Consider the following 17,323-nt stretch of genomic DNA (forward strand, 5'->3'; position numbering starts at 1 on the left):
TTCTTGACGGCCCGCCATGCCCCCCTGACACTGCCTTACGGATCGGGGGTATCCCCTATCCGCAGATTGAGAGCGGTTTCAATCAGCTGAATCAAAGGGTCATGCCCCAACCATGGCCTGATATGTGCAGTGCTGAGCGCGATTCCACCCCCACATCCGCGCTGACCTGGCGTTCACTGCGTGAACCCAGGGAAAGGACTCCACTCATGCGCAGGACCTTCCCCCCACACGGGGCCGGGCACCGTATCCGCCGGCGGCCGGTCGCCCTCCTCGCCGCCTTCGTCCTGGCCCTCGCCGGGATGCTGGGACTGATCGGCACCATCGGCAGCGCGTCGGCTGCCTCCGACTACACCCAGAGCGTCAGCGAGCCGAGCAGCACCCAGGCGAAGCTGACCTTCACCCCGACCACGCCGGCGACGTACGTGATCGTCCACTACGCGGTGGGCAGCGGCGGCCAGCAGAACGTCCAGATGGCGGCGTCCGGCAGCAGCTGGACGTACACCGTCTCGCCGATCCCGGCCGGGACGGTGCTCACCTACTCGTTCACCTACACCAAGAACGGGCCGCAGTACGACACCCCGCAGTTCACGTACACCCAGGGCAGCGGCGGCACCACCAGCACCGGGACCAGTACGGGGACAAGTACGGGCACGAGCACCGGAACCAGCACGGGCACGACCACCGGCAGCACCGGCGGCTCCACCACCCCGCCGCCCGGCAACTGCCCGACGCAGTCCGACACCCCGAACTTCGGCCCCAACGTCCACATCTTCGACCCGTCCATGGGCAACGCCGCCATCCAGGCGCAACTGGACGCGCAGTTCAACCAGATGAAGGACACCGGCAGCGCGCAGTTCAGCGAGAACCGGGTCGCCGACCTGTACAAGCCGGGCACGTACACCGTGCAGGACAACGTGGGCTTCTACACCTCGGTCGCGGGCCTGGGCCAGAACCCCGACGACGTCACCATCAACGGCGACGTCACCGTGGACGCCTTCAACGCCTCCGACGCGGGCAACGCCACCCAGAACTTCTGGCGCAGCGCGGAGAACCTGGCGATCAACCCCTCCAGCGGCACCGACCGCTGGGCCGTCGCCCAGGCCGCGCCCTTCCGCCGGATCGACGTGCACGGCAACCTGGCGCTCTACCCGGCCAGTTACGGCTGGGCCAGCGGCGGCTACGTCGCCGACACCAAGGTCAGCGGGCAGGCCGCGTCGGTCTCCCAGCAGCAGTGGTACACCAGGGACAGCAACCTGGGCAGTTGGGCCGGCGGCGTGTGGAACATGGTCTTCTCCGGGGTCAACGGCGCCCCCGGCAACAGCTTCCCCAACCCGCCGGAGACCACGCTGGGCACCACCCCGGTCTCCCGTGACGTGCCCTACCTCTACATCGACGGCAGCGGCAAGTACCGGGTCTTCCTGCCGAGCCTGCGCACCAACGCCTCGGGCGCGAGCTGGGCGAACGGCAGCACCCCGGGCAGCTCGCTGCCGATGAGCCAGTTCTACGTCGTCAAGGCCGGCGACACCGCCGCGACCATCAACAACGCGCTGGCCTCCGGCTGCAACCTCTTCGTCACCCCCGGCGTCTACCACCTCGACCAGACGCTGAACGTCGCCAAGGCCGGCACCGTGGTGCTCGGCATCGGCTACCCGACCTTCGTCCCCGACAACGGCGTCACCGCGATGCAGGTCGCCGACGTCGACGGAGTGCGGCTCAAGGGCCTGCTGTTCGACGCGGGCACCACCAACTCGCCGTCCCTGCTGACCGTCGGCCCCTCGGGATCGTCGGCGAACCACGCCGGGAACCCGACCACGATCCAGGACGTCTTCTTCCGGATCGGCGGCGAGCGCGCCGGCAAGGCCACCAACAGCCTGATCGTCAACAGCAGCAACACGATCATCGACCACATCTGGGCCTGGCGGGCCGACCACGGCACCGCGGGCACCGTCGGCTGGACCACCAACACCGCCGACACCGGCCTGACCGTCAACGGCAACAACGTGCTGGCCACCGGGCTGTTCGTCGAGCACTACCAGAAGTACGAGGTGGTGTGGAACGGCCAGGGCGGTAAAACGATCTTCTTCCAGAACGAGAACCCCTACGACCCGCCCGACCAGGCGGCCTGGAAGAACCCGGCAGGGCAGAACGGCTACGCGGCCTACAAGGTGGCGTCCGACGTCACCACCCACGAGGCCTGGGGGCTCGGCAGCTACTGCTACTTCAACGTCAACCCGGCGGTGAACAACTACCACGCCTTCGAGGTGCCCAACACCTCAGGGGTGCGGTTCCACTCCGCACTGACGGTCTCGCTCGGCGGCGTGGGCACCATCAGCCACGTCATCAACGACACCGGTGCGGTCACCGCGTCCAACACCACGCCCAGCAACGTCGTCAGCTTCCCCTGACGGCGGGCTGACGGCACACGGGTTGTCCGCCCGGCCCCGACGGCCGGGCGGACAACCCGTGCACGACCCCCGCCGCTTCCCGGCAGCCGGGCGATAATGCCGACCATGACGTCGGTGATCACCGTGGTGTCCGTGACGCTGGTGATCGCGGGCGCCGCGGCCGCCCTGTTCTGGCTGGTCCGCGGCCGGCGCGGCTTCGGGACCCCGGTGGAGCGGGCCGCGTTCGCGGCGCTGCACGAGGCCTCGCTCGCCGCCCCGCTGCTGCGCGACGGGCTCAACCCCGACTCGGCGCGCAAGGCCGCCCGCCATCTGCGGGCACTGCTGGCCACCCCCGCGCTGGCCGTCGTCGGCGACGGCGAACTCCTGGCCTGGGACGGCGCGGGCCGCCACCACACCGCGCAGGCCGTCGCCCACACCCGGGACGCGATCGACGCGGGACGCCCCTGGCTGGTGCCCGGCGACGCCATAGACTGCGGCGACCTGGACTGCCCGGTCCGCGCCGCCGTCGTGGTGCCGCTGGTCGTCGACGGCCTGGTCGCCGGTGCCCTGGCGGTCTACGCCCGGCAGGTCTCCGCGGGACTGGTACGGGCTGCCGGCGAGGTCGCGCACTGGGTGATCGCCCAGCTCGAACTCGCCGAACTCGACCGCTCCCGCACCCGGATGATGGAGGCCGAACTGCGCGCCCTGCGCGCCCAGATCTCCCCGCACTTCGTCTACAACTCGCTCACCGCCATCGCGTCCTTCGTCCGCACCGACCCCGCCCAGGCCCGCGAACTGCTGCTGGAGTTCGCCGAGCTGACCCGCTACAGCCTGCGCAAGCACGGAGAGTTCAGTACCCTCGCCGAGGAGTTGCGGTCGGTGGACCGGTACTTGCGGCTGGAACGCGCCCGCTTCGGCGCCCGGCTGCGGGTCGACCTGCTGATCGCACCGGAGGTCCTGCCGGTCGCGGTGCCCTTCCTGTGCCTCCAGCCGCTGGTGGAGAACGCGGTACGCCACGGCCTCGGGCCGAAGGCGGCACCCGGCCTGATCACCATCAGGGCCGAGGACGCGGGCGCGGAGTGCCGGATCAGTGTGGAGGACGACGGGGTGGGCATGGACCCGGAGGAGGTACGGCTGCGACTCGCCGGGGAGGCGAAGGGGGACTCGCTGGGCCTGGGCAACGTCGACGAGCGGCTGCGGGCGGTGTTCGGCGACGAGTACGGCCTGGTCGTGGAGACCGCCCCCGGCGCCGGGACGAGGATCAGCGTCCGGGTGCCGAAGTACCGGAACGGAGTGCACGCTTCATGAGACCGCTGCGGATCCTGGCCGTGGACGACGAGCCGCCCGCACTGGACGACCTGTGCTACCTGCTCCGCGGCGACCACCGGGTCGGCCGGGTGCTCGCCGCCGACGGCAGCGACGCGGCACTGCGGCTGCTGGAGGCCGAGCAGATCGACGCGGTCTTCCTCGACATCAGGATGCCCGGGCTCGACGGCCTCGACCTGGTCCGGGTGCTGAGCCGCTTCGCCCGGCCGCCCGCCGTCGTCTTCGTCACCGCCTACGAGGACTTCGCCGTCGACGCCTTCGCCCTGAAGGCCTGCGACTACCTGCTCAAACCGCTCGGCGCGGAACGCCTCGCCGAGGCGGTGCGCCGGGTGGCCGCCCTGCTCGACGGCGAGGCGGTGCCCCAGCAGCCGGCCGCGCCCGACCCCGCACCCGAGCGCATCCCGGTGGACCTCGGCGGCATCACCCGCTTCGTGTCCCGCGACGAGGTGGCCTACGCCGAGGCCCAGGGCGACTACGTGCGCCTGCACACCGCCGGCCACGCCCCGCTGGTGCGGGTACCGCTCGCGGTGCTCGCGGAACGCTGGGAGCCGCACGGCTTCCTGCGCATCCACCGCAGCTACCTGGTCTCGCTGCGGCACGTCGAGGAACTGCGCTCGGACGCCGGGCACTGGACGGTCAGGGTCGCCGGCAGCGAACTGCCGGTCAGCCGCCGCCACACCCGCGAGCTGCGCGACGTCCTGGTCCGCTGGGCGCCCGCGCCGGGACCGGGCCCGTCATGACCGGGCCGAGCGGCCCGCGCCGCCCCGTCAGGCCGCAGCAGAGGCAGCAGCCCAAGTCGCCGCCGCGCCCCCGGCAGCAGCCAGGGCCGCCCGAGAAGGCCGAGCCCCAGGAAGGGCCGCCCGCCGCGCAGCCCGCGCCCCGCCGGGTCGCCGTCTCCGCGCCGCGCCGCCACCGCACCGGCGGCTACTCCGCCCGGGCCGGCGCCGCCGACCTGCACGCCCAGCCGCGGCTCGGCCAGCTCTACGTACGCTCCCTGGTCCGCAACCAGCTGCGGCTCTCGCTCGGCGTGCTGGCCGTCCTGGCCGCGGTCCTGGGCGGGCTGCCCGCCGCCTTCGCGCTGCTGCCGGGGCTGCGCACCGCCGAGGTCGCCGGCATACGGCTGCCCTGGCTGCTGCTCGGCGTCGTCGCCTACCCGCTGCTGGTGGGCGGCGCCTACTTCCACGTCAGGCACGCCGAGCGGGTGGAACGCGACTTCACCGACCTGCTCGGCGGTCCCGACGCACCGCCCCCCGCACCCCCGCGCGACGCCCGGTGAACCCCGGCCTGGGCCTGGCGGCGCTGGCCGTGGTGCTCGTCGCCACCGTGGCCTTCGGCGTCTACGGGCTGCGGCTGTCCCGGGGCACCTCGGACTTCTACGTCGCCTCCCGCGAGGTCTCGCCGCTGTGGAACGCCTCCGCGATCGGCGGGGAGTACCTGTCGGCGGCCTCCTTCCTCGGCGTCGCGGGCCTGGTGATGGCCTACGGCGTGGACATGCTGGCCTACCCGGTCGGCTACACCGCCGGCTATCTGGTGCTGCTCCTGCTGGTCGCCGCCCCGCTGCGGCGCTCCGGCGCCTACACGCTGCCCGACTTCGCCGAGGAGCGGCTCGGCTCGCTCGCGGTGCGCCGGGTGGCCGGCGTGCTCGTCGCCGTCATCGCCTGGCTCTACCTGGTGCCGCAGCTCCAGGGCGCGGGACTGACCCTGCAGACGGTGACCGGCGCCCCGCGCTGGGCCGGCGCGGTGGTCGTCGCGGTCGTCGTGGTCGGCGTCGCCGCGGCCGGCGGCATGCGCAGCGTCACCCTGGTGCAGGGCTTCCAGTTCTGGCTGAAACTCACCGCCATCGCGGTGCCCGCGCTCTTCCTGGTCATGGCCTGGCACTCGGCCGGGGCGCCCGCGCTGACCGGACCCGACATCCCCCGCTTCGAGCGCACCACGGTCGTGTCGCTGCAGGACCCGGTCCGCTTCGACGTCACCCGGCCGGTGACCGTGACGGTCAGCGGCAGCCTCGACGGGACGGTGTACGCCGGCGGCCGGGTACGCCTCGGCGACGGCGGGCACACCGCGGCGGCCGGCACCGACCTGACCTTCCCGCGCGGCGCCGCCGTCCCGCACAAGCACGGCCTGGCGCCCTCCTCAGGCGCCCGCTGGGCCAACCCGCTGTCCGGCGCCGGCGGCAGGTCCCACCCGCTCTACGCCCTCTACTCGATCCTGCTGGCCACGCTGCTGGGCACCATGGGGCTGCCGCACGTCCTGGTCCGCTTCTACACCAACCCCGACGGGCGGGCCGCCCGCCGCACCACCTTGCTGGTGCTGGTGCTGCTCAGCGGCTTCTACCTGCTGCCCACCGTCTACGGGGCGCTGGGCCGGGTCATGGCACCGCAGTTGCTGCTCACCGGGCAGACCGACACGGCCGTCCTCGTCCTGCCGCAGCTCACCCAGGCCGGCGAGGGCGGGCGGCTGCTCGCCGCGCTGGCCACCGCGGGCGCCTTCGCCGCGTTCGTGTCCACCGCGTCGGGCCTGACCGTGTCGGTGGCCGGCGTGGTCTCGCAGGACCTGCTGCGCGGCTCGACCCGCGGCTTCCGCTGGGCGTCGCTGGTCGCCGGCATCCCGCCGCTGGTGATGGCCACCGCGACCGACGGGCTGCCGGTCGCCGACGCGATCGGCCTGGCCTTCGCGGTCGCCGCCTCGTCCTTCTGCCCGCTGCTGGTGCTCGGCATATGGTGGCGCGGCCTGACCGACCTGGGCGCGCTGCTCGGCCTGGTGGCCGGCGGCGGCCTGGCCGCCGCCGCGGTGGTGCTGACCAGCGTCCGCGGGCCGGGGCGCGGCTGGAGCGCGGCCCTGCTCGAACAGCCCGCGGCCTGGACGGTGCCGGTCGCCTTCGCCGTGATGATCACCGTGTCGCTGCTCACCAGGCACCGCCTGTCACCGGCCGCGGTGGACCGGGTGATGCTGCGGATGCACCTGCCGGAGGAGGTCGCCTCCGGCGACCTTCCACTGCCGGCGGTCCGCCCGCCGACCGCTGGGCGCACCTGACGTACCGTCCGCCGTACCCACCGCACCGCCCGCCGTGCCGACCGCACCGCTCGGCGACCGAATGTGACGGGCGTCTCGCCGGGCGTACGGCCCGGTCCTAGCGTGTGCCGCGACCGAGACGGTCTTCCCCACCGCCCTGCCGTTCCTCAATGAGGAGGGAAACCGCAGATGAGCACTTCTGCGCCCGCGCCCACCATCGCCGACCCCGGCCCGCTGGGCCTGGCCGGCTTCGCCGCCACCACCTTCGTCCTCAGCTCCTTCAACGCCGACCTGATCGACGGCAGCCTGCTGCCGGTGGTCCTGCCGCTCGCGCTGTTCTACGGCGGCCTGGTCCAACTGCTGGCCGGCATGTGGGAGTTCAGGAAGGGCAACACCTTCGGCGCGACCGCGTTCTGCTCCTACGGCGCCTTCTGGCTGTCGTACGCCGCCTACGTGAAGTTCGTGGCCGGCGACCTGCCGGCCGACACCGCCCACCAGGCGACCGGGCTCTTCCTGCTGATCTGGGCGATATTCACCGTCTACATGACGATCGCCGCGCTGCGGACCAACGGCGCGCTGCTCGCGGTCTTCGTGGCGCTGTCGGCCACCTTCGTCGTGCTGACCGTCGCCGAGTTCGCCGAGTCGACCGGCGCCACCAAGATCGGCGGCTGGCTCGGCCTGATCACCGCGCTGCTCGCCTGGTACGCCTCCTTCGCCGTGGTCACCAACAGCACCTGGAAGCGCGGCGTCCTGCCGCTCTTCGCCGACGCGACGGCGGGCGGCGGGCGGGGCGGCCCGGCCGAGGCCGAGGTCTCCCACTCATGAGTGACGAGACACTGTCCAACCTGCTCAGGGAGGAGCGGCGGTTCCCACCGCCGCCCGACCTGGCCGAGCAGGCGAACGCCACCGCGGCGGCCTACGACGAGGCCGCCGCGGACAGCGAGGCCTTCTGGGCGGCCCAGGCCGCCCGGCTGGACTGGGCCGAGCCGTGGACGCAGGTCCTGGACTGGAGCCGGGCGCCCTTCGCCCGCTGGTTCACCGGCGGCCGGCTCAACGTGACCGAGAACTGCCTGGACCGGCACGTGCGGGCCGGACGCGGCGACCGGGTCGCCTTCCACTGGGAGGGCGAGCCGGGCGACACCCGCACCCTGACCTACGCCGACCTCAAGGACGAGGTGAGCAGGGCCGCCAACGCGCTGCTCTCGCTCGGCGTGCAGGCCGGCGACCGGGTCGCGATCTACATGCCGATGATCCCCGAGACCGTGGTGGCGATGCTGGCCTGCGCCCGCATCGGCGCCCCGCACACGGTGGTCTTCGGCGGCTTCAGCGCCGAGGCGCTGCGCGGCCGCATCCTGGACTGCGACGCGCGGGTCGTCATCACCGCCGACGGCGGCTACCGCAAGGGCGCCGCCTCCGCGCTCAAGCCCGCGGTGGACGAGGCACTGGAGCAGTGCCCCGACGTCCGCAGCGTGCTGGTGGTCCGCCGCACCGGCCAGGACGTCGGGTGGACGCAGGGCCGCGACGTGTGGTGGCACGACCTGGTCGCCGCCCAGCCGGCCGAGCACACCCCGGAGGCGTTCGACAGCGAGCACCCGCTCTACATCATGTACACCTCGGGAACCACCGCCCGCCCCAAGGGCATCCTGCACACCACCGGCGGCTACCTGACCCAGGTCGCGTGGTCGCACTGGGCGGTCTTCGACGTCAAGCCGGAAAGTGACGTCTACTGGACCGCCGCCGACATCGGCTGGGTCACCGGCCACTCCTACATCGTCTACGGCCCGCTGGCCAACGGCGTGACGTCGGTGCTCTACGAGGGCACCCCCGACACCCCGCACCAGGGCCGCTGGTGGGAGATCGTGCAGAAGTACAAGGTCACGATCCTCTACTGCGCGCCGACCGCGATCCGCACCTTCATGAAGTGGGGCGACGCGATCCCGGGCGGCTACGACCTGACGTCGCTGCGGCTGCTGGGGTCGGTGGGCGAGCCCATCAACCCCGAGGCGTGGATGTGGTACCGGCGGGCCATCGGCGGCGACCGCACCCCGGTCGTCGACACCTGGTGGCAGACCGAGACCGGCGCCCACATGATCAGCCCGCTGCCCGGGGCGAGCACCTGCAAACCGGGCTCCGCGCTGCGCCCGCTGCCCGGCATCTCCGCCGACGTGGTGGACGACGCCGGCCACCCGGTGCCCAACGGCTCCGGCGGCTACCTCGTGCTCACCGAGCCGTGGCCGGCGATGCTGCGCACCATCTGGGGCGACGAGCAGCGCTACCTGGACACGTACTGGTCGCGCTTCCCGGGCCGCTACTTCGCCGGTGACGGTGCCAAGAAGGACGAGGACGGCGACATCTGGCTGCTGGGCCGGGTGGACGACGTCATGAACGTCTCCGGGCACCGGATCTCCACCACCGAGGTGGAGTCGGCGCTGGTGTCGCATCCGCTGGTGGCCGAGGCCGCGGTCGTCGGCGCGACCGACGCGACCACCGGGCAGGGCATCGTCGCCTTCGTGATCCTGCGCGGCGACGCGGCCGCCAAGGGCGCGGACGAGGACCCGGCGCAGGAGCTGCGCGCCCATGTGGCACGGGAGATCGGGCCGATCGCCCGGCCCCGGCAGATCCTGGTGGTCGCGGAACTCCCCAAGACCCGCTCCGGCAAGATCATGCGCCGGCTGCTGCGGGACATCGCGGAGAACCGCGAGCTCGGCGACGTCACCACGCTGACGGACTCCTCGGTGATGGACGCGATCCGCGAGCGGCTGCCGGAAGGCTCCTGAGCGACCGCAGACGTCCCCCGGGTGGACCCGCTGCCTGAGAGCCGGGGTCCACCCGGGGGAGCCACCCCCTCAGACGGGCGGCTCGCGCCCCCTGACGCCGGGCCTGGGCGGCCGGTCCGCCACCGGCGGCGGACCGGCCGCCCACGCATGCGCCGCGCGGGCCGCAGAGCTCAGCAGCCGATCGGCGCCGAGCCGACCGCCACGTCGTCGAACCACAGCGTGTCGTCACCGGTGCCGTAGCTCTCCCAGCCGAGCCGCAGCGCGGTCGGCCGCGGCGGGGTGGTGCGGGACAGCCACTGCTGGTCGATGTCGGCCGTCGGCACACCGTCCACCCGCAGGCCAGGCACGTCCTGGTCGTTCAGCCAGGTCTGCAGGTTCGGCGAGGTGGTGCCGATGGCGAACCGCAGGCACTGCCAGCTGCCGGTGGGCAGCGGGGTGCTCAGCGCGACGCCCGCCGGGCTCTGGGCGGGCAGCGTCGCGTCGTCGCTCTCGCGGTTCCACTGCAGGGCGCCGTTCTGGCCGCCGATCCGCAGCGCGCGGCCGGACTGCGAGGAGTCCGGCATCGAGACGAAGGCGACATGCGCGGCCGGCAGCGCGGTGGTGTGCCGCACCCACATCCGCAGGTACATCACAGGGCCCACGGACGACAGGTCCTGGGTGTCGGCGAGGAACATGTGGTTGCAGTAGCCGGCGTGGCCGTCCACCCGGATCGACCTGCTGCCGCTGTGCGCGACCGCGGTGTCGACGGTGGCGGTGCCGCTGCCCGAGCAGTCGGGTGCGGCGGTCGTCCACTGGCCGGAGGGTGCGGTGCCGGTCTGGTCCTCGAAGTCCGAGCAGATCACCGCACCCGAGCAGCCGGCCGGCGGCTGCGTGGTGGGCGGGGTGGTGGGCGGTGTCGTCGGCGGTGTCGTCGGCGGCGTGGTCGGGGGTGTGGTGGGCGGTGTGGTCGGGGGTGTGGTCGGCGGCGTCGTGGAGGGCGTGCCGTTCCCGGTGCACGCGACGCCGTTGAGGGTGAAGGCGGTGGGCGTCGGGTCGGCCGCGCTCCAGGTGCCCTGCACCCCGAAGCCGGCGGTGCCGTTGGCGGCGATCGCCCCGTTGTAGGCGAGGTTTGCGGCCTGCACGTCGGCGCCGCTCTGGGTGACGGTGGCGTTCCAGCCGGAGGTGATGTGCTGGTCGCCGCCGTAGGTCCAGGCGAGCTGCCAGCTGCTGACGGCGGGGCCGAGGTTGGTGATGTCGATCTGGGCGGTGAAGCCGCCGGACCACTGGTTGACCGTGTACTTCACCGAGCAGCCGGCCGCCGCGCCGTGGGCGGCGGGCAGTGCCACCAGGGCGGACAGCAGCAGCGCCACGGCCGCCACCGGCCACAGCCACGGTCTGACGATTAACCGCCGCGAGGATGCGCGCACGGGGACCTCCTGGGCATGTGGGGGGAGTTCCGCTCCCGAGCAAGGGTGTGGGAGCGCTCCCACACTATGGAAGCGGGTCAAGCCCCTGTCAATGCCTCCCGCCGCCGCGGCCGGAACACGGCGGCGGGGCCGGCGGCGCACTCGCGCCACCGGCCCCGTCCGTGGAACCGCCCTGCCGCTCAGCCCTTGCTGGCGCCCAGCGACAGGCCGGCGATGAACTGCTTCTGCAGCAGGATGTAGACCACCAGGGTCGGCACCGCCGCGATCATCGCGGCGGCCGCGATGAGGTTCTGGTTGCTGACGAACTGGCCCTGCAGGTTCGCCAGCGCCGAGGTCACCGGCCGCTTGTCGCCCGACGACATCAGGGTGATCGCCCAGAAGAAGTCGTTGTAGATCCAGGTGGTCAGCAGCGTGGCCAGCGCCGCGAGTGCCGGGCGGCACAGCGGGATGGTCAGCCGCCAGAAGCGGGTCCACAGCGACGCCCCGTCGACGAGCGCGGCCTCGTACATCTCCTCGGGCACCGACTTCATGTAGTTGCTCAGCACGAAGACGCAGAAGCCCAGCTGGAAGGCCACGTTGATGGCGATCAGGCCGAAGATGGAGTTGTACATCAGGCCGCTGTCGCTGACGAAGTGCGGCAGCGTGATCTTCAGGTACAGCCGGTACAGCGGGGTGATGATCACCTGCTGGGGCAGCAGGTTGCCGGCCGTGAACAGGATCAGCAGCGCGACGTTGAACTTCACGTCCACCCGGGTCAGCACGAAGGCCACACCCGACGCCAGTGCCAGCACGATGATCACCGCGGGCACCGTGATGAGGACCGAGTTCCAGAAGAAGTGCAGCATGTCCGACTGCGTCCACGCGTCGCTGAAGTTCTTCAGCGTCAGGTGGTGCGGCAGCGAGACGTAGCCGTACTTCCGGGTGTCGCTGTACGGCCGGACCGCCACGTACAGCGCGAACGCGATCGGCAGCAGCCAGAGCACGGACGCGGTGATCAGGAAGGCCTGGGAGGCGACCTGCCCCCACGGCCGGGTCCTCTTGCGGCCGGGGGCGGACGGCGTCGCCGCCTTCCCCGGCGCGGTGAGGGCTTCGGTCGTCATGACGCTTCCTCCCGGCGGAACGTCTGGTAGAGGAACACCGAGATCGGCACCAGAGAGATGATGAGCAGCACCACGCCGAGCGCGGAGCCGAAGCCGACCCGCTGGGTCTCACCGACGATGTTCGAGGTGACCAGCACCGACAGCAGTTCCAGGCCGTTGATGCCCTTGTTGGTGATGTAGACCAGGTCGAAGGCGCGCAGCGACTCGATGACGGTGACCACCATGACGACGATGTTGATCGGCTTCATCACGGGGAAGATCACCCGCCAGAACGTCTGCCAGGCGTTGGCGCCGTCCATCAGCGCCGCCTCGCGCAGCGTCGGGTCGACCGCCTTGAGGCCGGCCAGGTACAGCACCATCACGTAGCCGGACTGCCGCCAGGTCGCCTCGACCAGCACCGACCACAGGTTCAGATGGGGATTGCCCAGCCAGTCGATGGCGTTGCTGTCGCTGGTCCGCCCGATGACGGTGTTGATCAGGCCGTAGTTCTGCGAGTACATGAACTCCCAGATGATCCCGACCAGCGCCAGCGAGAGCATGACCGGCAGGAACAGGATGCTCTGGTACATACGGCTGCCGCGGATACCGCGGTCGATCAGCACCGCGAAGAGCATGCCCAGCGGGGTGGCGATCAGGACGAACACGGCCAGCCAGATGAGGTTGTGGCGGACCGCGGGCCAGAACTCGGGGTAGATCGTGGCTGCCTGGTGGTAGTTCTGCACCCCGTACCAGCAGCCGTTGTTCAGGATCGATGGGACGTTGGGCTTGCAGGTCTCGGTGTGCAGGCTGCCGACGCCGTTCCACTTGGTGAACGACAGCAGCGCGGTCCCGATCGCCGGGAACCACACGAAGGCCAGGTCGAGCAGCAGCGGTATGCCCAGCAGCAGGGCGACCGCTATGCGGTCGCGGAGGCTGAGCCTGCGCACACCGCGGCGGCGGCGCGAGGCCGGGGCCGGAGCCCCGTCCTGCGCCGCTGCCGCGGTGTCCACGTGGGACGTCGAACTCATGAGGTATAGATCGCCTTCGCCTGCTGCTCCGCGCTCTTCTGCAGCGAGGCGATGTTGCCGGAGCTCGGGTCGTCGATGAACTTCTGGATGATCGAGATCATCGCCTTGGCCATGGCCGGGTCGGCGTCACGGTCCATGAACTGCGCGACCGCCTTGCACTTGCCGATCTCGGTGACCGACTTCTTCTGGATCTCGTTGTACGTCGGCACCTGCACGCCGTTGGCCAGGCCGACGTCCCACTGGTCGGTCTTGAGGTACCCGGCCTCGGCCGGGCCGGTGCCGATGTACTCCAGGACCGCCTTGGCCGCGTCCTTGTTCTTGGCCTTCTTGCTCAGCATGAACCCGTCGGTGGGCGCGTCCATGTAGTCCTGGCCCCACTTGGGGTTGATCTCGGGGAAGACGAAGAAGTCCAGGTCCGCCAGGTTCGCCTTGTCCGTCACGTACTGCGCGGCGACCTGGTTGGTGCCCTGGAACATCATGCCGGCCTGCTTGGCCTCCAGGGTCTTGGCGGCGTCCTGCCAGATGCGGCCGTTGGCGCCGGACTGCATGTACGGCATCAGCTCGGCCCAGTGCTGGAAGACCGTGGCCACGCCCGCGTCGGTCCACGGGATCTTGTGGGTCATCAGCTGCGTGTGGTAGTCGTACCCGTTGATCCGCAGGTTGAGGATGTCGAAGGTCCCCAGCGCCGGCCAGCCGTCCTTGTCGGCGAACGCGATCGGGATCAGCTTGTCGGTCTTCATCTGCTTGGCCAGCGCGATGTACTCGTCCCACGTGGTCGGGACGGTGTAGTTGTGCTTGGCGAACTCGCTCTTGTTGTAGAAGACCACCCACGGGTAGTTGTAGAGCGGCACCAGGTACTGGTGGCCGTCAAGGCCGGTGGACAGCTGCTTGGCGGCAGGCCCGAAGTTGCCGCCGATCTTCTCCCAGACGTCGTCGAGCGGCTCGGCCAGGCCCTGCGCGGCGAAGTACTGCATGCGGTAGCCGGCGAACCAGGTGAACAGGTCGTCCGGGGTGCCCTGCAGGTAGCTGGTGATGTTGTCCTGGAAGGTGTTGTGGTCGACCGTGTTGACGGTCACCTTCACCTTGGACGACGCGGTCGCCGCGGAGGTGAGTGCGGCGAACGCGGTCTTGGCCGCCGGGTCGGAGTAGTTCGACCCGAAGGTGACGGTGCTGCCGGCCACCGAGGCGGGGCTCTTCGAGCTGCTGGACTTGTCGTCAGAGGAGTCCGAGCTGCACGCCGTCAGCAGGCCGCCGGAAACTGCCGCGAGCCCTGCGGCACCGGCCGCGCCCCTGAGCAGATTCCTCCGCGACGGGGACGGGCTGCTGCCCGTACCGGTTCCCGACGTCTCGACGTCCGACATGGTGCCTCCATGTGTGTGTGGGCGCTTATAGGGGACTTGTGGGGAGAGCTGAAGGCGAAATGCTGACGGAGCGGAGGCTCTGACCGGACTACTAGCGCCGAGCCGTTTCCAACAGAAGTCACCAAGATGAAACGCCATCGCAACTGCAGAGCAGTTCTACGCCACATGCAGGGGGCCGTCAACGCCCTGATCCTGATGCGTTGCCGGACCGTGATGTCCAGTCGGTGTTGAAACATGTTCGCTTCGGTTGGCATCGCGCAGCACCACGCACAGTGGCCGCTGTACGCCCCGTGAAGGGCGTACAGCGGCCACTGTGCGTGGCAGGTCACCCGATGAGCAGATCGGCCGTCCTGCTTGCCAGCGGGACCCCGCCCTGGCTCACCGTGACGGTCAGCCGCAGCCGGTCCGCCGTGCAGCCGGGGAAGACAAGGTAGCCCGTCGACGTCGCGACCTGCTCATGCGGGGCGAAGGTGACGGACCGGGGCAGCGGGTCGATCACCGGGCAGCCGGCCGGGTAGCCGGTGGAACTGCCGGACAGGAACCGGCCGGCCCACGTCTCGCTGACCGTCCGGTCGACACCGGTGCAGTTGGTCGCGGTGAGGGTGGCCGTCGAGGTCCCGCCGGCGGGCACGGACGGCGGGTCGAAGGCGAGCCCGTCGATCCTGATGACGGTGGTGGCGCTCGAGCAGGGCGCACCGGTGGTGGGGGGAGCGGCTGCCGCGGCGGGGCCGCCGGCCGACACCGCGGCGGCGGTGGCGACGGCGGCGGCGGCCGTCACGAGGGCGGAGAGTCTGCGGGGCACATCGAGTCCTTTCCCTGACCCGGGCGTGGGGGGGCCGCCCGGAACCCGACCATGACGGCACCAACGTGAGGCCCGCAGGCGCGCGTTGGCAATGCCCGGGACGTCGGGGGCGGCCCGCGCAGACCCGAACCGGCCGTCCTGCCGGACCGTTGCGCCGCCGCGCGCCGGTGACCGGTCGAACACCCGCGGAACATACGCTCGCCATACAATGGGTGCCCGGTCGGACGCCGTCCCGGCAGCAGCCCGGCAACCGGCAGCATCCGCTGCGGATCGGAGAGATCATGCCCCGGTACCGTGGTCCGGTCCCGTCCCGGCCGAAGGCCTGAAAGGCTCCCATGAAAGCTGAGATCGCCGTGTCCGCAGGCGCGCGGTACACCCGGATCCTCGGGGTCGGTGCATACCGCCCCCGCCGGGTCGTCGACAACGCCGAGGTCTGCCGGCACATCGACTCCACCGACGAGTGGATCCGGTCGAGAACCGGCATCGTCACCCGCCGCTGGGCGGGACCCGACGAGACCCTGGGCGTCATGGCGGAACAGGCCGCGAGCAAGGCGATCGCGGCGGCCGGGCTCACCCCCGACGCCATCACCTGCGTGATCGCCGCGACCTTCACGCACCTCAAGCAGACCCCCGCGATCGCCACCGAGATCGGCCACCGCATCGGCGCCACCGGTGCGGCGGGCTTCGACATCTCGGCCGGCTGCGCGGGCTTCGTGCACGGCATCGCGCTGGCCTCCGACGCGGTGCGCGCCCGCGGCGGCCACGTGCTGGTCGTCGGCGTCGAGCGGATGACCGACATCCTCGACCTGACCGACCGCTCCACCGCGTTCATCTTCGGTGACGGCGCCGGCGCGGTCGTCGTCGGCCCGTCCGAGACCCCCGGGATCGGCCCCGTCGTGTGGGGCGCCGACGGCTCCCAGGCCGACGCCATCACCCAGAGCGTGCCGTGGGACGCGCTGCGGGACGCCCCGGGCCAGCCCTTCCCCGCGCTGCGGCAGGACGGGCAGCGGGTCTTCCGCTGGGCGGTCTACGAGATGTCCAAGGTCGCCGTCCAGGCGCTGGAGGCGGCCGGCATCACCGCGGACGACCTCGACGCCTTCGTCCCGCACCAGGCCAACGAGCGGATCATCGACTCGATGACCCGGTCCATGGGCCTGCCGGCCCGGGTCGCGGTCGCCAAGGACATCGTCACCACCGGCAACACCTCGGGTGCCTCCATCCCGCTCGCGATGGAGTCGCTGCTCGCCTCGGGGCAGGCCGCCACCGGCGACACCGCCCTGCTGCTCGGCTACGGCTCGGGGCTGTCCTACGCGGCCCTCGTCGCGACCCTGCCCTGACCCCCGGTGCGCCCGCCCGGCCGCCGGTCCGGCGGCCGGGCGGTCAGGGGCGCGGCGACTCGGCGGCCAGGAAGCCGTCGACCACCGCGCGGACCACGTCGGTGCCGAACGCGCCGCCGGCCAGCAGCCGCCGGTAGACCAGCGGCCCGGCCAGCCGGTCGATCGCCAGGTCCACATCCAGGCCGGACGGCAGCTCGCCCGCCGCCCGCGCCCGCTCCAGGATCTCCCGCTGCACCCGCGAGCCGGCCGCGTACAGCTCCTGCTTCAGCGCGGCGAACTCCGGGTCCGCGCCGGCCCTCTCGATCACCGCCCGCATCCCGTGCTCGCTGACCGGGTCGTGCAGCAGCCTGCGCAGCGCGTCCAGCTCGCCCACCAGGTCCGCGCGCAGATCGCCGCTGGGGGTGATGTGCGCGGCCTGTATCCGCTGCACGATCGCGTCCCTGAGCATGCCGGAGGTGTCCGGCCAGTGCCGGTACAGCGTGGTGCGCCCGACCCCGCTGCGGGCGGCGACCGCGACATGCGTCACCGCCGCCCACCCTTGCTCCACCAGCAGCTCCTGCGCGGCGGTGAGGGCCGCTGCCCTGCTCCTGGCCGCCCGTGGATCGGGACCGCGCCCGGGCGGCCCCTGCGGGCCGTACGCAGCCGACGACGTGGACATCACCGCTCCCCTTCGCCTCGCCCGCCCGGGCCGACTCCGGGCGGCTCCCTACGGTAGGGGACGCGCCGCGGCCGCCGTGTCAGCGGCCCGCGCGGGTCACGGCAGGGCGGGCGCCGCCGCGGCCCGCTGCCCGGCCGGCACCCGGAGCACGGC

General features: G+C 71.8%; 14 protein-coding genes. 8 read left to right on the forward strand and 6 right to left on the reverse strand.

The genetic code is table 11. From position 1 onward, the window contains the following. Positions 1–206: 206 nt before the first annotated feature. From NFU81_RS17470 to acs, 7 genes are all read left to right on the forward strand, one after another. A complete protein-coding gene (locus NFU81_RS17470) occupies positions 207–2,405 on the forward strand; it encodes a coagulation factor 5/8 type domain-containing protein (RefSeq protein WP_251490783.1) in 2,199 nt (732 codons plus the stop codon). Positions 2,406–2,501: 96 nt separating this feature from the next. Beyond that, complete coding sequence (locus tag NFU81_RS17475) at positions 2,502–3,692, forward strand: sensor histidine kinase (protein WP_422665221.1); 1,191 nt, start codon at positions 2,502–2,504, stop codon at positions 3,690–3,692. Continuing rightward, positions 3,689–4,450: a LytR/AlgR family response regulator transcription factor gene (locus NFU81_RS17480; RefSeq protein ID WP_251490789.1), complete on the forward strand. Its 762-nt coding sequence runs from the start codon at positions 3,689–3,691 to the stop codon at positions 4,448–4,450. The genes NFU81_RS17475 and NFU81_RS17480 overlap by 4 nt, the downstream gene beginning before the upstream one ends. Then, on the forward strand, positions 4,447–4,986 hold the full coding sequence (locus NFU81_RS17485) for a hypothetical protein (RefSeq protein ID WP_251490791.1): 540 nt from the start codon (positions 4,447–4,449) through the stop codon (positions 4,984–4,986). Before NFU81_RS17480 ends, NFU81_RS17485 begins: the two co-directional genes overlap by 4 nt. Next, the gene (locus tag NFU81_RS17490; RefSeq protein ID WP_251490794.1) at positions 4,983–6,743 is read left to right on the forward strand and encodes a sodium/solute symporter; all 1,761 of its coding nucleotides are present in this window, start codon (positions 4,983–4,985) and stop codon (positions 6,741–6,743) included. The genes NFU81_RS17485 and NFU81_RS17490 overlap by 4 nt, the downstream gene beginning before the upstream one ends. Before the next feature lie 168 nt (positions 6,744–6,911). Next, positions 6,912–7,547 (forward strand): acetate uptake transporter, encoded by a 636-nt coding sequence (locus NFU81_RS17495; RefSeq protein ID WP_251490796.1) that lies wholly within the window; start codon positions 6,912–6,914, stop codon positions 7,545–7,547. Beyond that, positions 7,544–9,499 carry an acetate--CoA ligase gene (gene acs, locus NFU81_RS17500; protein ID WP_251490799.1) on the forward strand — a complete coding sequence of 652 codons (1,956 nt, stop codon included), beginning with the start codon at positions 7,544–7,546 and terminating at the stop codon, positions 9,497–9,499. The genes NFU81_RS17495 and acs overlap by 4 nt, the downstream gene beginning before the upstream one ends. A gap of 170 nt (positions 9,500–9,669) precedes the next feature. On the opposite strand, the gene NFU81_RS17505 is transcribed toward acs, so the two are convergent. From NFU81_RS17505 to NFU81_RS17525, 5 genes are all read right to left on the reverse strand, one after another. Continuing rightward, positions 9,670–10,905, reverse strand: a complete 1,236-nt coding sequence (locus NFU81_RS17505; protein ID WP_422665222.1) for a cellulose-binding domain-containing protein — start codon at positions 10,903–10,905, stop codon at positions 9,670–9,672. 179 nt (positions 10,906–11,084) lie between these two features. Beyond that, complete coding sequence (locus NFU81_RS17510; protein WP_251490804.1) at positions 11,085–12,005, reverse strand: carbohydrate ABC transporter permease; 921 nt, start codon at positions 12,003–12,005, stop codon at positions 11,085–11,087. Continuing rightward, positions 12,002–13,012: a carbohydrate ABC transporter permease gene (locus tag NFU81_RS17515; RefSeq protein WP_251490807.1), complete on the reverse strand. Its 1,011-nt coding sequence runs from the start codon at positions 13,010–13,012 to the stop codon at positions 12,002–12,004. Before NFU81_RS17515 ends, NFU81_RS17510 begins: the two co-directional genes overlap by 4 nt. After that, a complete protein-coding gene (locus NFU81_RS17520; RefSeq protein ID WP_422665223.1) occupies positions 13,009–14,373 on the reverse strand; it encodes an ABC transporter substrate-binding protein in 1,365 nt (454 codons plus the stop codon). Before NFU81_RS17520 ends, NFU81_RS17515 begins: the two co-directional genes overlap by 4 nt. A 325-nt stretch (positions 14,374–14,698) precedes the next feature. Then, positions 14,699–15,175: a hypothetical protein gene (locus NFU81_RS17525; protein ID WP_251490810.1), complete on the reverse strand. Its 477-nt coding sequence runs from the start codon at positions 15,173–15,175 to the stop codon at positions 14,699–14,701. Positions 15,176–15,510: 335 nt separating this feature from the next. Here NFU81_RS17525 and NFU81_RS17530 point away from each other — a divergent pair, with 335 nt between their 5' ends. Further along, on the forward strand, positions 15,511–16,512 hold the full coding sequence (locus NFU81_RS17530; RefSeq protein WP_251490812.1) for a beta-ketoacyl-ACP synthase III: 1,002 nt from the start codon (positions 15,511–15,513) through the stop codon (positions 16,510–16,512). Between the two features lie 43 nt (positions 16,513–16,555). Here the strand turns inward: NFU81_RS17530 and NFU81_RS17535 are convergent, their stop codons facing one another. Further along, positions 16,556–17,170 (reverse strand): TetR-like C-terminal domain-containing protein, encoded by a 615-nt coding sequence (locus NFU81_RS17535; protein ID WP_251490814.1) that lies wholly within the window; start codon positions 17,168–17,170, stop codon positions 16,556–16,558. Positions 17,171–17,323 lie beyond the last annotated feature (153 nt).

The sequence above is a fragment of the Actinacidiphila cocklensis genome, assembly GCF_907177275.1.
GTDB classification, from domain to species: domain Bacteria; phylum Actinomycetota; class Actinomycetes; order Streptomycetales; family Streptomycetaceae; genus Actinacidiphila; species Actinacidiphila cocklensis.

Bases quoted from the DNA above. Each gene is read 5' to 3' on its own strand.
- NFU81_RS17530 (WP_251490812.1), top strand. From the start codon at position 15,511: ATGAAAGCTGAGATCGCCGTGTCCGCAGGCGCGCGGTACACCCGGATC.
- NFU81_RS17510 (WP_251490804.1), bottom strand. From the start codon at position 12,005: ATGACGACCGAAGCCCTCACCGCGCCGGGGAAGGCGGCGACGCCGTCC.
- NFU81_RS17475 (WP_422665221.1), top strand. From the start codon at position 2,502: ATGCCGACCATGACGTCGGTGATCACCGTGGTGTCCGTGACGCTGGTG.
- NFU81_RS17515 (WP_251490807.1), bottom strand. From the start codon at position 13,012: ATGAGTTCGACGTCCCACGTGGACACCGCGGCAGCGGCGCAGGACGGG.
- NFU81_RS17480 (WP_251490789.1), top strand. From the start codon at position 3,689: ATGAGACCGCTGCGGATCCTGGCCGTGGACGACGAGCCGCCCGCACTG.
- NFU81_RS17495 (WP_251490796.1), top strand. From the start codon at position 6,912: ATGAGCACTTCTGCGCCCGCGCCCACCATCGCCGACCCCGGCCCGCTG.
- NFU81_RS17535 (WP_251490814.1), bottom strand. From the start codon at position 17,170: ATGTCCACGTCGTCGGCTGCGTACGGCCCGCAGGGGCCGCCCGGGCGC.
- acs (WP_251490799.1), top strand. From the start codon at position 7,544: ATGAGTGACGAGACACTGTCCAACCTGCTCAGGGAGGAGCGGCGGTTC.
- NFU81_RS17520 (WP_422665223.1), bottom strand. From the start codon at position 14,373: ATGTCGGACGTCGAGACGTCGGGAACCGGTACGGGCAGCAGCCCGTCC.
- NFU81_RS17485 (WP_251490791.1), top strand. From the start codon at position 4,447: ATGACCGGGCCGAGCGGCCCGCGCCGCCCCGTCAGGCCGCAGCAGAGG.
- NFU81_RS17470 (WP_251490783.1), top strand. From the start codon at position 207: ATGCGCAGGACCTTCCCCCCACACGGGGCCGGGCACCGTATCCGCCGG.